Here is a 14,056-nt window from a genome sequence, read left to right on the forward strand (position 1 = left end):
TTACGATCCATCATTCTTTCTTTTTGATATCTTCAAGCTGCAATGTGCCGTCCTCAGCTTTCGTATAATTGACCTCCACCTTTGTCTGTTCTTCGATTCCTTTATAGCTGTCCCGTTTATCAGGCGGGACCTGCAGCATCGTCTCTTTGCCATCAATATTGACGGCTACGGTATGCTGATCAGCCAAACCGACAAATGTACCTTCCTTTGTCATGATTTCCGCGCCCGTTTCATCCTCGTTGCGGCCGTTGTGCTGAGAAGTGCCGCAGCCTGTCAAAAACAGTATGGCGGACAAAATCAGAACGACTCCTTTTTTCACTTCGATCACCTCATCCGCTGGATTTTGTACACCTGTACCTTATCTTCAACCCTCCTTAGCTGTAAAGCTCATCACTCCGGCCCATCACTCTTGAATTCCACCTTCCAACGGCTCAGCGATTTCCGGTTGTTAGCAGCCATCCGCTCTGATTCGTCCATGAAAAATGATCTATCCCGGACGGAAAATGGATGAAAAATGGAAGGGAGCCAATCTTTTTCATCATTTTTTGCTGAAAAGTTCAATAAGCGATTTTTTTGTATGAAAAAAACGCCTTTTTTCTTTTCAAAAAGACGTTTAACACGGCTTGGCTTTATATCCTTCAGTTTATGTAAAGGTTATGATGGCGTGCGACCGTTATCGCCATTTAGTCAGCTGTCTGAAACATACGGTTTCTGTTGGGTTGCCATGCTGAAAAATGGGCTTATCCTTGCTGCTGCACAACCTGTTTCCCTTTAATTTTTTTGGCCGGTACGCCGGCGATCGTTATGTTTGCTTCAGTAAAAGATTTGTTGACTACGGCGTTCGCTCCGATCGAAATGCCGTCGGCAATGTGAATGTTGCCAAAAAGCTTGGCTCCAGGTCCGATCCAGACATTGTCGCCAATCGTAGGAACATCATGATGATCATGATTTTGCCCGATGTTAACCCCTTGATGAATGTCGCAGTTTGCGCCTATTTTAGCATTGCTGTTGACGATGAGCATGCCGTAATGGTTGATTCTCAACCCTGGGCCGAATACATTCACCGGGATATCATAGCCGAGCCTCAATCCTTTCTTTTTATGCAGATACCGGTAGATGTGCTTGAACACCTTGGAATTGGTATTTGTATAATATTCATGTTTGCGAAGGGCTATCTGATACTTCCATATATCATCGCCAAACCATTTAGCCCGCTTGCGTTTGGAGATTCCCAACGCTTTTTTGTCTTGTTCGAGATAATAGCGAAGATCAGTTTTCGTTAAGATCACATCGTCACCCACTTTTTTCATAATTTTAACACAATCATCCTGCTTTGTGATCGGTTTTTCGGAGGTCTTTAGTCCATGTCAAAAAAATAATCCCGTCCGAAAAGACAGGATGTTAAGGCAAAAACAAAGGAGAATTCCCCCAGGTATCAAAGGCATTACTGAATTCCATCATATAGCTTTCGGGCATGTATCAAACGTGCTGCAATTACAATATTTCGGCATTTCGCAAGTGGGCAGTTAGGGCTTGCTTAACAAATGAGACAAATGACACATTGCACATGTTGTTTACGATTCACAAAAAATAACCTCGCCTATCAAAGACGAGGTCTTCACTTATTGGGTAAATCAATCAGCAATATCCGGGCTTAAGACGCCTTATGCTCCAGGCGCAGCTTGTCGGCGACCATCGCGATGAACTCGCTGTTGGTAGGCTTTGCTTTTGACATGCTGACCGTGTAGCCGAACAGCGATGAGATCGAATCGATGTTGCCTCTGCTCCATGCGACTTCGATCGCGTGGCGGATGGCCCGTTCGACTCGGCTTGCCGTTGTGTTGAATTTTTTAGCGATATCTGGATACAGCACTTTTGTGATGCTGCCTAAAAGTTCAATATCGTTATACACCATGGAAATGGCTTCACGTAAGTATAAATATCCTTTTATATGAGCGGGAACACCGATTTCATGGATGATCGTCGTGATGCTGGCATCGAGGTTTTTCTTCGGCGATTCAGGCTGCGGACGAAGCACGCTGCTTTGCGAAGACGGCGCGCGGTGCGTCAATTGTGAACCATTTCCGCTGACCTGGCGGATATGGCCGACCAGATTCTCCATATCAAACGGCTTTAGGATAAAATATGACGCGCCTAAATCAACAGCTTTTTTCGTCACGTCTTCCTGTCCGAACGCCGTCAGCATAATGACATTCGGCTGTTTTTTGAGCTGTGACTCCCTCAGCCTTTCAAGCACAGCCAGGCCGTCAAGATGAGGCATGATAATATCAAGAACGAGCACGTCGGGCTCCTTGTCTTTAAACAAAGAAAGACATTCCTGCCCGTTATAAGCCACACCGAGCACTTCCATGTCGTTTTGCCCCTCAATATATTCGCTTAACAGTCCGACAAGTTCTCTGTTATCATCAGCAACACATACTTTAATTTTCTCCACGTTTCTTCCTCCCCAATGTGTATGTTGATCATTTTCATTAATCTTTTTCTAATATGTTTAATTCGACAAGACCACTTTATTCCCTTTTTTAAAAAATGATTTTTCCAATATTAGTGGTTTATCTCTCTTTTTTTTCGTTTTTCTCAGATTTTCTTGATTTTTCGACTTGATATGCAGTTTGACAAACGGAAGAACGCGAATTTGTCGAAAAATCTTTCTTGTTTTATTTTAACTCACAGTGCGGGAGAATGAAAGGTGAAAACAAAAAACTGCCGGGGGATTCCCGGCAGTTAGCTTGCTTGATCCTTTTTGTAAATATCGATCCCGGCTTCGGACAGCATCCATTCGATGTGAACGCCGTAGCCGCTCGTCGGATCATTGACGAAAACGTGTGTGACCGCCCCAATGATTTTTCCATTTTGAATAATCGGACTGCCGCTCATTCCTTGAACGATACCGCCTGTCTTATTCAAGAGCTTGGGGTCGGTAATTTTCAGCACCATTCCTTTTGTTGCAGGAAACTTTTGCGGTGTTGTGCTGACGATTTGAATATCAAATTTCTCGACCTTATCGTTTTCAATGACTGTTAAAATTTGCGCAGGCCCTTCTTTGACTTCATTTGAAAATGCGATCGGCACCGCTTTGTCAGCCACATGGTTTTTGATCGATTCATGCAGCGTCCCGAATATCCCAAACGGGCTGTTTCTGTTAATGTCGCCGATCACTTTTCGTTCAGAAGTAAAGCGCGCCAGTTTTTCACCGGGGTTTCCGCCCTTTCCTTTTTCGATGGAGGTGACAGTCGATTTCACAATCTGACCGTTTTCCACGACAATCGGCTTTTTCGTATCCATATCGGAAATCACGTGGCCGAGCGCTCCGTATTTTTTTGATTTTGGTTCATAAAATGTCATGGTGCCGATCCCTGCGGCAGAATCCCTGATATATAAACCGATTCTGTATTTATCCTCAGCCTGATCTTTTTTCGGGACCAGTTTTGTTTTGATCTCCTGTTTGTCCCTTTTGATTAACAGATTTAGCGTTTCACCTGTTTTCCCTGCTTTTTGAATGAAAGGGGTGATGTCATTCATTTTTTCTATTTTCGTGCCGTTGATTTCGGTGATGATATCGCCTACCGCGATTCCGGCAGCCTCGCCGGGGGACTTTTTGCCATCAGGCGTATTGATTTGATGAAACCCGACGACCAGTACGCCGACAGAGTGTAGCTTGACGCCAATCGACTGCCCTCCTGGAACGACCTTAAGATCCGGCAGGACATTTACTTTTGTTTTTTTAACTGGAAATCCGGCAAAGTCATAAACGAGTTCTGCCTTTCCGTTTTTTTCACCTTTGATCTCGACTTCATGTTTATTCTCTTTTAATGTGAATGCCTCTGATGATTCATCTTGAGGAGTATGGACGGCTAAGCTTGTCTCTATTGCTCTTGAACCCGTCTCAAAAATGTTCATGTTTTTTGGTATTTCAATGTATTCTTTCACCGGTTTGTAAAATCCTACACTTATTAAAGAAACAAGGAGAATTATACCCACAGCTTTTCTGATTTTTTCAACATCCACCTTTTCACTCTCCTCGCACCTAACCCACACCATCTAAATTCTTTCGCTACATTCATTACTTTTGCCTTCCTGACAGTGATTTATAACTGCGAAGAGAAGAAAAACATTGGATAAAATGATAAAGAAACGTTGGAATAAGAAAATGAGACAAAAAATAAGCTGTTCAAAAGATTGAACAGCTTATCCGCCCGTTTTGACAAGTTTTGCTTGATGCAGAAGCTCTTTGGCGTGGCGTTTTGTCAAATCTGTCACTTCAACGCCGGCGATCATCCGGCCGATCTCAGCTATTTTTTCCTGTTTTGACAGCGGAGTGACGCTCGTCGTCGTCCTTCCGGCTTTCGATTGCTTCGTGATCAAAAGGTGGGTATCCGCCATGGCGGCCACTTGCGGCAAATGGGTGATGCACAGCACTTGTGAACCGATTGAAACACGGTGGATTTTTTCAGCAATCGCCTGGGCCACTCTTCCGCTGACACCTGTGTCCACTTCATCAAAAATGATCGAAGTGACGTCCTGCTGCGCGGAGAAAATGCTTTTCATCGCCAGCATAATCCTTGACAATTCTCCTCCTGAAGCAACTTTTGATAAGGATTTGAGCGGTTCTCCCGTATTTGTCGATATTAAGAAGCGAACGCTGTCAATGCCTTGTTTCGTCAGCTGGACGGGTACGCCGTTGACGGTAGGAGCGTCATCGCGGGCATCTGCCGTTTTGATTTGAAATTGTGTGTCAAATGTCGATTTTTCCATATAAAGCTCTTTGAGCTCCTGCTGGATTTGTCCGGCGAGCTTCTTCGCCCATGATTTACGAATGTCTGAGACATTTACCGCTTCAATCGCAACATCTTTGCCGACTGATTCAAGCTCTGCCTTTAATGCCTGAAGATGGCTGTCGCGATTTTGAATGCGGTCGATCTCTTCCTCTATTTTGGCTGAGTAGGCTTGTATGTCTTCGACAGTGGCGCCGTATTTCCGTTTCAGCTGCTTGATTTCATTCAAGCGTGATTCGATGAAATCAAGCCGTTCGGGATCATATTCCAATTCATCGAGCATGTTTCTGATCTGAAATGTTGAATCCTCAAGAATGTAATAGGCATTCGCCACTGACTCAGAGATTTTTTTGAGCCCGCCATTGATCTCTGATACATTCTCAAGCTCGCTTGAGGCCATCCCGACCCAATCGAGCCCGGCTTGCTCATTGCGCAGGGCGTTATAGGCATGCTGAAGCCCTTCATATATTTTCTCATAATTGGCAATTTGCTGGCGTTCTTCTTGCAGCAGTTCGTCTTCTTTCGGCTGAAGATTGGCGGATTCGATTTCATCAAGCTGAAATTGAATCAAATCGAGCCGGTGCGCCATTTCCTGTTCGCTTTCAGAAAGCTGCTTGACCTTTTTGACGACATTCATATAGCGGTCGTATACTTCTTGGTAAGCTTTTAATGCCTTATCAATTTCTTCGCCCGCATATCTGTCCAACAGCTGAAGATGCTGATCATCTTCCATTAGAAGCTGGTTGTCGTGCTGGCCGTGGATGTCCAATAAAAGTCTGCCGACTTCCCTGAGAGCTGCGATCGTCACAAGTTTTCCATTGACGCGGCAGATGCTTTTGCCGTTTGCATTAATATCTCTTCTCATAACGATCATATCATCCGAGGCTTCAATTCCAAGTTCGGCGCAGAGATCAAAAACGGGATGTCCGCTGTCAAGCAGAAACAACCCTTCTAATTCGGCCCTTTTCTCTCCATATCTGACATATTCACTCGACCCTCTGCCCCCGACAAGCAACGATACTGCATCAATGATGATCGATTTTCCAGCTCCAGTCTCTCCGGTTAATACAGTAAGCCCTTTTTCAAATGAAATGGTTAACTCTTCAATAATGGCAAAGTTTTTGATCGATAATTCAGCTAACAAACTTTTGTGACACCTCTTTTCGGGCCTATTTATAAAAGTTCCAGAATTTTTTTCTGAACATGTTCCGTATCTTCCTGAGTTCTGCAGATAATCAAAATCGTATCATCGCCGCAGATCGTCCCCATGATTTCTTCCCAATCCAAATTGTCCATCAACGCACCGATTGCCTGGGCGTTGCCGGGCATCGTCTTCAGGACGATCATGTGGCTTGCCGAATCAATTTTGACAAACGCATCCATCAATGATCGCTTGAGCTTGGAGAGCGGATTAAACCGCTGATCAGCAGGCAGGCTGTATTTATAGGAGCCGTTATTTGTCGGCACTTTCACCAGGTGAAGCTCCTTGATATCGCGTGAAACGGTGGCCTGTGTGACATTGTATCCGTCTTTCTTTAAAATATCGACGAGCTCATCCTGTGTCTCAATCTCATTTGCAGTGATAATTTCCCTGATTTTAATATGCCTTTGACCTTTGTTCATATTCCACCTCTGCTTATACACACATTGTGTATGTTTATACATTTATGTTATATGATTTTGCCGAAAAAGTACACGTTTGCAGCAAAAAAGGAATAATAGCCCACTATTATTCCTTTTCATCCGACTTTTTCGCTTTTAATGTGTCGTGAGCCTCTTCGACAATTTGATTGACCATATGTTCTGCGATCGGTGTTCCGGGCTTATCTGGCCCTTCCCAATGCAAATGAAGCAGAAATTCAATGTTGCCGTCTCCTCCTGTTATCGGAGAAAATGATGCATTTTTGCAATGATATCCTTCCCGGGCGGCAAATTGGCTGATATCGTTCAGCACAGCTTTATGGACGAGAGGATCGCGGACGATGCCTTTTTTCCCAACTGATTCACGGCCGGCTTCAAACTGCGGTTTGACCAGAGCGACGCAATCGCTGTCCGCCACCAAAATGTTTTTCAACACTGGCAATATGATTTTCAGCGAGATAAACGAGACGTCAATGGTGGCAAACTCCGGCATTCCTGCCGTAAAGTCAGCTGGAGTACAGTAGCGGAAATTCGTGCGCTCCATCACGATCACCCGCTCATCCTGCCTTAATTTCCAGGCAAGCTGATTATAGCCGACATCCACCGCATAGGAGCGCAAAGCACCGTTTTGCAGGGCGCAGTCGGTAAATCCGCCCGTTGACGAACCGATATCGATCATCAATTTGCCGCGGACGGAAAGTTGGAATTCCTTCAATGCTTTTTCAAGCTTTAATCCGCCTCTAGAGACGTATTTTAACGGGTTCCCTTTAATGGTCAGCGGAATCGTGCGGTCGACCTTTTCACCCGGCTTGTCCAGCCTGTTTTCATTCGTATAGACAATACCGGCCATGATCGCCCTTTTCGCTTTTTCCCGCGTTTCCATTAACCCTCTTTCTACTAATAAAACATCAAGCCGTTCTTTTTTTGCTGTCATGATCCAATTCCTTTATGAGTCTTTACAGGTGTCAGCATCCTTATTCGTCTGATGACTTCTTCTTTCGTTAAGCCGATTTCTTCAAGCAGCTTTGCAACGCTTCCATGTTCGATGAAACGATCAGGAATCCCCATTCTGTCAATCATCGGACTGTATGACTGATGGTCATGGGCAAATTCAAGAATCGAGCTGCCGAAACCGCCTTGAAGGACAGCCTCCTCGATCGTTAAGATCGGAAGACCTTCGTTCAGAATCCCCTTGAGCATCTTTTCATCAAGCGGTTTGATGAAGCGGGCATTCACTACTCTGACGGAGCGCCCTTCTTTTTGGAGCTCCTCCGCCGCGGCAAGCGCCATCGGAATGGTTGTGCCGAACGTTAAAATCACGGCATCAGTTCCGGGCCGCAACACTTCCCATGTCCCGATCGGAATCGTCTTCAACTCTTGATCCATTTTGACGCCAAGTCCGTTTCCGCGCGGAAAACGCATGGCGATAGGACCGTCATTGTATTTGACAGCCGTATTGACCATATGCTGGCCTTCATTTTCGTCTTTCGGCATCATCAGCACCAGATTTGGAATATGCCTTAAAAAGGCAATATCAAATACGCCTTGGTGGGTTTCTCCGTCTGCGCCGACAAGCCCTGCTCTGTCAATACCGATAAATACGTTTAAATTTTGCCGGCAGATGTCATGGACAACCTGGTCATATGCGCGCTGAAGAAAAGTGGAATAGATCGCCAAAAACGGCTTCATATCCTGTGTGGCAAGACCGGCAGCCATCGTGGCAGCGTGCTGTTCGGCAATGCCGACATCAAACATCCGCTCCGGAAACTCGCTTGCAAACCCTTCAAGCTTCGAGCCAACCGGCATGGCCGGGGTGATGGCCACAATCCGTTCGTCTTCGCGCGCAAGCTTCCGGACCGTTTCACTGACAAGTGAGCTCCATGACGGAGCGGCGGCTTTTGGCTTGACAAAATCCCCCGTATCGATTTTATAAGGGCCGGTTCCATGCCAAGTTCCGGTTTTATCGGTTTCCGCAGGTTTGTAGCCTTTTCCTTTTTTGGTGATGACATGGAGAAGGACAGGCCCCTTCGTTTTCTTCGCATACTGCAGGTTTTCGAACAGCTCTTCGTATGAGTGCCCGTCAACAGGCCCCAAATACGTGAAACCAAGCTCTTCAAAAAACATCCCTGACACCAACAGATATTTCAGGCTGTCTTTGATTCGCTCAGCCGTTGAGGCAAGTTTTCCGCCCACAGCGGGTATTCTTTTGAACAAATATTCGAGCTCATCTTTCACCCATTGATACTTTCCGGCTGTGCGCAGCCTTCCGAGCATGGAATGAATCGCTCCGACATTTGGAGCGATGCTCATTTCATTGTCATTTAAAATGACAATCATATCTTTTTGTTCGTGTCCGATGTGGTTCAGCGCTTCAAGCGCCATGCCGCCCGTCAGAGCGCCGTCGCCGATGATCGGGATGATGTACTCGTTTGTACCTTTTAAATCTCTGGCAGCTGCCATTCCCATCGCACCGGAAAGAGAAGTTGAGCTGTGGCCTGTTTCCCAGACATCGTGTTCGCTTTCATTTCGTTTCGGAAAGCCGCACAATCCCAGATGCTGGCGCAAAGTCGCAAAATCTTTTCCGCGGCCGGTCAAAAGCTTGTGTACATAAGATTGATGCCCGACATCCCATAAAAATTTATCTTTCGGACTGTTGAATTCTTTATGCAAAGCAATGGTCAGCTCAACGACGCCGAGATTCGGACCGATGTGCCCCCCTGATTCGGAAAGCGTTTCAATTAAAAAGCGGCGAATCTCAGCGCTTAAATCCTCCAGTTCCTGAAGGGAAAGATCTTTTAAAAATTTGGGGTCTTTTATAGATAACAGATCCAATCGGATCAACTCACTTTCAGCATGATTTCTGCAAGTATGCGCCTTGCTCATTTTCAACTGCATTTTAAGGACTGCTTTCATTATGATCAGCTTGGATTATTATATGATGAAAACATCCTCATGCGCAAACGTGCATATCGGGACGCTTTTTAATCTGAAAAAACAGCCGCTAACACATCGTGATAACGGCGCGGCGTTTCCGGTTCAACTGCTTCTATTTTAGCATAATCAGCCTTGTGTGCTCAAATGGAAACAAAGGCATCAGTGATCCCGGCGGGCAATCATCTCGCAAAAATCATAAAGGAGTTCTTTTTCCAAAGAAAGCGTCGAGATTAGCTCTTTCGCCTTTTCAATATGCTCGCTGAGCTTTTGTTTAGCGCCATCCACAGAAAGGATTGCTGGATAGGTCGATTTCCCGTTTGTCGTGTCAGAACCGATCCGCTTGCCGATTTTATCCTCGGACCCCTCCAAATCCAAAATATCGTCTCTGATTTGAAAAGCGATGCCGATATGATGGCTGAATTCGCGGAGCTTTTCGATTTCATCTTCAGGTGCATCGGCCAGAACGGCGCCGGCAATCACGCTGAAGCTGAGGAGCTTGGCCGTTTTTCCTTCGTGAATCGTCTGCAGGTCCTCAAGGGAAATGGATCTTGATTCAGCTTCCATATCTAAAATTTGGCCGCCGACCATCCCTTCGGCCCCCGCCGCTGAAACCAGCTCATTTACCAGTCTCAGGCGCTTTTCGGCGGAGACGTCTGCCGGCATCTGCGAAGCAATCAATTTAAAGCTCTCGGTCAATAATGCGTCTCCTGCCAGAACCGCTGTCGCTTCTCCGAAAATTTTATGGTTTGTCGGTTTTCCTCTTCTTAAATCGTCGTCATCCATACAGGGAAGATCATCATGGATCAACGAATAGGTGTGGATCATTTCGACCGCACATCCGACCGGAATTCCGTCCGCTTCATTTTTGCCGTAAGCATGAAGAAGCGCAAGCACCAAAATCGGTCTCAGCCTTTTTCCTCCCGCTTCCAAAGAATAAAGCATGGATTCTTTCAGGGATGTCGGCGCTTGCAGTTCTTGTATATATATAGGAAGGCGTTCTTCGATCAATGCTTTTCTCGTTTTTAAAAAAACATCCAGATTAACGCTCACCTTTTTCCTCCTCCCGGACACTGAAAGGAGTTAATTCGCCATTTTCCCGCAAAATATAGTCCATTTGCTTTTCAACATTTTGCAGTTTTTCGTGGCACATTTTTGAAAGAGTCATGCCTTCCTGGAAGTAATCGATCGCTTTTTCCAAAGGCACATCCCCTTCTTCAAGCTTTGCTACGATCTGTTCCAGACCTTTCATGGCCTCTTCAAACGTAACGTCCTCCTGGTTTCTTTTCTTATCTTCAGCCATTTGTTTCGCCTCTCTTTTGCCGTACTTCACAGGCCAAAGTCCCGTCGTTTAATTTGACAAGGATTTCGTCTTTTTCCTCGACCTGTTCAATACTTTTAATCAGTTCGTTTTCCTTATATGTCAAACTGTACCCTCTTTCCATGACTTCAAGAGGGCTCAATGCATTCAGTTTACCAAGAACCGTTTGAAACTGCGAGTGAATGTGCTTAAGCTGCACTCTCATGTTCCGTTTCAGCCGGTTTGTCTGTTCCTCATGGCGCCTTTTCGCTTGTTTCAGCTGTTCAGCCGGATGTAGCATTTCCAATTTGTACGTCTTTTCGTTCAGCATCTGTTTTTTTTGCTCCAGTGTCAAGGCCAGCTGTTTTTGAAAACGGTCAAACGCGAGATCAAACTCCTGTTCTTTTTGGGCATAGAGCCTTTTGGGATAGCGGAAAGCATAGGACGACTGAAGGTGTTTCACCCGCTCCTGTCTTTTTTTTAGATCCTGTTGCATCGTGTTTGTGATTCTTGCTTCAAGTGTTTTTAAGCGCTCCAGCAAATCAATGATATTTGGGACCGCAAGCTCGGCGGCACCCGTCGGAGTTGCAGCCCGCAAATCAGCTGTGAAGTCGCTGATCGTAAAATCCGTTTCATGCCCGACGGCGGAAATAATCGGAATGTCGGACGAAAAAATGGCTCTGGCGACGATCTCTTCATTGAAAGCCCACAGCTCTTCAATCGACCCGCCGCCGCGTCCGACGATTAATACGTCGCACAACTCTCTGCGGTTGGCTTCTTCAATGCTGTTGACGATAGACTGGCTCGCGTTTGTTCCCTGAACGAGAGTTGGAAGGACGATCACTTTTACAAGGGGATATCTTCTTTTAATGGTGGTGATGACATCCCGTACAGCCGCTCCTGTAGGAGAAGTGACAACACCGATGACAGATGGAAAGGCGGGGATGGATTTTTTATGTTTTTCGTCAAACAAACCTTCTTGTGAAAGTTTTTTCTTTAATTCTTCATAAGCCAGATGAAGCGCACCGATGCCGTCTGGTTGCATTTCCTTCGCATAGAGCTGATAGCTGCCGCTCGGTTCGTAAACCGAAATGCCGCCTCTCACCAACACCTTCATCCCGTTTTCAGGGGTGAAGCCGAGACCTTTGTTTTGTCTGGCAAACATAACGGCCTGGATGCGGGCATTGTCATCCTTGAGCGTAAAATAAATATGTCCTCTGCTATGTATTTTCACATTTGACAGCTCGCCCTTGATCCAAAGATCATCAAGATGGGGATCGACGTCAAACTTGCGTTTAATATATTTTGTCAAAGCCGTGACCGTGACAAATGATACTTCACTCATGGCACAGTCTCCTTTCTTAGAGGCACAGGTAGGTTCATCCGCCGGACATCATCCGGCGGGTGAACGTTTTTTTAAAGGGAACGTTTCGCTGATTTTACCGTGTTATGGGCAAGCATTGTAATCGTCATCGGACCGACGCCTCCGGGTACAGGCGTGATATATGATGCTTTTTCTTTTGCCTCATCAAACGCCACATCTCCGGTGAGCTTTCCGTTGTCAAGGCGGTTGACGCCGACATCAATGACAATGGCTCCTTCTTTTATCTGATCCGCTTTGATAAAATTGGCTTTCCCCACAGCTACGATCAGCACATCGGCTTTTTTCGTGTGCGCCGTTATATCGGCCGTCCTTGAATGGCAATATGTGACGGTTGCGTTTTCGTTCAAAAGCAGCTGGCCAACCGGTTTCCCCACGATATTGCTTCTGCCGACGACAACAACCTCTTTCCCTGACAGATCAATGCCGGTTTTCTTCAGCAATTCGACGATTCCCGCCGGTGTGCAAGGCAGGAATGTATCTTCGCCGAGCAGCATCTTTCCTACGTTCAGCGGATGAAAACCGTCAACATCTTTGTCAGGAGATATCCTTTCAATCACCGCTTGTTCGGAAATATGATCCGGAAGAGGCAGCTGGACAAGAATTCCGTGAAAGTCGTCATTCTTGTTGTACTGGTCGATGACTTCAAGAAGTTCCTGTTCAGAGAAATCTGCGTCAAAATGGTCCAATTGGAAGCGCATCCCCATAGCTTCAGCTGCTTTTTTCTTTCCGCGTACATATGAAAGAGACGCCGGATCATCACCAATTAAAATAACGGCCAATCCCGGGGTAACTCCCTGTTTTTTAAGCTCTTCAACTTCCTTGGCCAGCTGCCCGCGCTTTTCTTTCGCTGTTTCTTTTCCGTCGATGATGGTTGCTGTCATTTGCTCTCCTCCTAAATTATTCAAGGTCTGATTTAATGTTAGAAAGAACACCGTTTACAAACTTCGCTGACTTGTCATCACCAAATTGCTTTGCCAGTTCTATCGCTTCATTCATAGAGACGTTGACAGGTATGTCGTCCAAAAACAGCATTTCATAAGCGGATAAACGCAGAATCGCGCGATCGACATTGGCGAGCCTGTCGAGCTTCCAATTGACGAGATGACGCTTGATCATCTCATCGATTTTGCTTTTGTTCTCTAAGACCCCGTAAACAAGCTGTTCGAAAAAAGCATCGCTTTCAAGGTCGTCAAGGGCATGCTGCATTGCTTCTTTCGGTTCTATATCGCTGACATCAATCTGGAATAATGACTGCAAAGCCTTTTCTCTTGCTGTTCTTCTTTTCATCCTTACTTTTTCTCCTTTAATCCTCTTTGCTGCTGCCGCTTAAGCCACAAAGAGATCATATCATATTTTTAGTGTTTTCGCATGCGAAAATCGTGATTTTATCGCCAATAACCGAATAATAAACAATAAACTCCCAACAACATTCGTTTTTATTTTTGCGCCGGGTCTTTCATTGCTTTTATTTTTGATCGATACCACCGGAATGATGCTTATGAAAAATGATTTTTTAAACACACGGAACATGAAAAAACCAAAGGGCCGACATTCCCCTTGGTTCTCCCAAAAAAGTGCTACATCTCTTGATCGATTTCCACTTCTTGTGTTTTTGAATCAAATTGGACTCCAACGATATGAATGTTGATTTCGTTAATCGACAGAGCCGTCATATTCAGGAGCGTCTGGCGGATATTATCCTGGACGGCATTTGCAACTTTAGGAATGGAAACGCCGAATAGCATCACACAGTAGACGTCAATGATAATGCCGTCGTCGGTCAGATCAACTTTGACGCCCTTGCCGTGATTCTTTTTTCCAAAGCGTTCTACAACACCTGTTGCGAAATTGCCGCGCATTCCGGCAACGCCTTCAACTTCGGAAGCGGCGATTCCGGCAATCACCTCAATGACCTCCGGAGCGATCTCCACTTTTCCTAAATGATCTTCTTCATGGCTCATTTCCAATAAGCTGTTGTCGTCTTTCAATCTGCTCACCTCCGTA

At 45.6% G+C, this 14,056-nt stretch carries 14 protein-coding genes; all 14 read right to left on the reverse strand.

Annotated features, from left to right (window positions below):
- Positions 1–10 precede the first annotated feature (10 nt).
- Positions 11–319, reverse strand: coding sequence for a hypothetical protein (locus ACINLD_RS07935; protein WP_026587797.1), 309 nt, complete (start codon positions 317–319; stop codon positions 11–13).
- 421 nt (positions 320–740) lie between these two features.
- Positions 741–1,310 (reverse strand): serine O-acetyltransferase, encoded by a 570-nt coding sequence (locus ACINLD_RS07940; protein ID WP_236251141.1) that lies wholly within the window; start codon positions 1,308–1,310, stop codon positions 741–743.
- Between the two features lie 344 nt (positions 1,311–1,654).
- Positions 1,655–2,455: a sporulation transcription factor Spo0A gene (gene spo0A / locus ACINLD_RS07945; RefSeq protein WP_026587799.1), complete on the reverse strand. Its 801-nt coding sequence runs from the start codon at positions 2,453–2,455 to the stop codon at positions 1,655–1,657.
- Positions 2,456–2,745: 290 nt separating this feature from the next.
- On the reverse strand, positions 2,746–4,029 hold the full coding sequence (gene spoIVB / locus ACINLD_RS07950) for a SpoIVB peptidase (protein WP_026587800.1): 1,284 nt from the start codon (positions 4,027–4,029) through the stop codon (positions 2,746–2,748).
- A 180-nt stretch (positions 4,030–4,209) separates the two neighbouring features.
- Positions 4,210–5,940: a DNA repair protein RecN gene (recN, locus tag ACINLD_RS07955; protein ID WP_077736503.1), complete on the reverse strand. Its 1,731-nt coding sequence runs from the start codon at positions 5,938–5,940 to the stop codon at positions 4,210–4,212.
- A gap of 29 nt (positions 5,941–5,969) precedes the next feature.
- Entirely contained in the window at positions 5,970–6,419 is a 450-nt protein-coding gene (gene ahrC, locus ACINLD_RS07960) for a transcriptional regulator AhrC/ArgR (protein WP_026587802.1), read from the reverse strand.
- A 106-nt stretch (positions 6,420–6,525) separates the two neighbouring features.
- A complete protein-coding gene (locus ACINLD_RS07965; protein WP_026587803.1) occupies positions 6,526–7,371 on the reverse strand; it encodes a TlyA family RNA methyltransferase in 846 nt (281 codons plus the stop codon).
- Entirely contained in the window at positions 7,368–9,269 is a 1,902-nt protein-coding gene (gene dxs, locus ACINLD_RS07970; RefSeq protein WP_026587804.1) for a 1-deoxy-D-xylulose-5-phosphate synthase, read from the reverse strand. Before dxs ends, ACINLD_RS07965 begins: the two co-directional genes overlap by 4 nt.
- A 261-nt stretch (positions 9,270–9,530) precedes the next feature.
- Positions 9,531–10,421 carry a polyprenyl synthetase family protein gene (locus ACINLD_RS07975; RefSeq protein ID WP_026587805.1) on the reverse strand — a complete coding sequence of 297 codons (891 nt, stop codon included), beginning with the start codon at positions 10,419–10,421 and terminating at the stop codon, positions 9,531–9,533.
- Positions 10,411–10,671 carry an exodeoxyribonuclease VII small subunit gene (locus ACINLD_RS07980; RefSeq protein ID WP_077736502.1) on the reverse strand — a complete coding sequence of 87 codons (261 nt, stop codon included), beginning with the start codon at positions 10,669–10,671 and terminating at the stop codon, positions 10,411–10,413. The genes ACINLD_RS07975 and ACINLD_RS07980 overlap by 11 nt, the downstream gene beginning before the upstream one ends.
- Positions 10,664–12,013, reverse strand: a complete 1,350-nt coding sequence (gene xseA, locus ACINLD_RS07985) for an exodeoxyribonuclease VII large subunit (RefSeq protein WP_026587807.1) — start codon at positions 12,011–12,013, stop codon at positions 10,664–10,666. The genes ACINLD_RS07980 and xseA overlap by 8 nt, the downstream gene beginning before the upstream one ends.
- Before the next feature lie 71 nt (positions 12,014–12,084).
- Positions 12,085–12,933, reverse strand: a complete 849-nt coding sequence (folD, locus tag ACINLD_RS07990; protein WP_026587808.1) for a bifunctional methylenetetrahydrofolate dehydrogenase/methenyltetrahydrofolate cyclohydrolase FolD — start codon at positions 12,931–12,933, stop codon at positions 12,085–12,087.
- 16 nt (positions 12,934–12,949) lie between these two features.
- Entirely contained in the window at positions 12,950–13,339 is a 390-nt protein-coding gene (nusB, locus tag ACINLD_RS07995; RefSeq protein ID WP_077736501.1) for a transcription antitermination factor NusB, read from the reverse strand.
- Positions 13,340–13,629: 290 nt separating this feature from the next.
- Positions 13,630–14,013 (reverse strand): Asp23/Gls24 family envelope stress response protein, encoded by a 384-nt coding sequence (locus tag ACINLD_RS08000; RefSeq protein WP_035428366.1) that lies wholly within the window; start codon positions 14,011–14,013, stop codon positions 13,630–13,632.
- Between the last annotated feature and the right edge of the window lie 43 nt (positions 14,014–14,056).

The organism is Bacillus sp. z60-11, from assembly GCF_046464135.1.
Taxonomy (GTDB): Bacteria; Bacillota; Bacilli; order Bacillales; family Bacillaceae; genus Bacillus; species Bacillus sonorensis_A.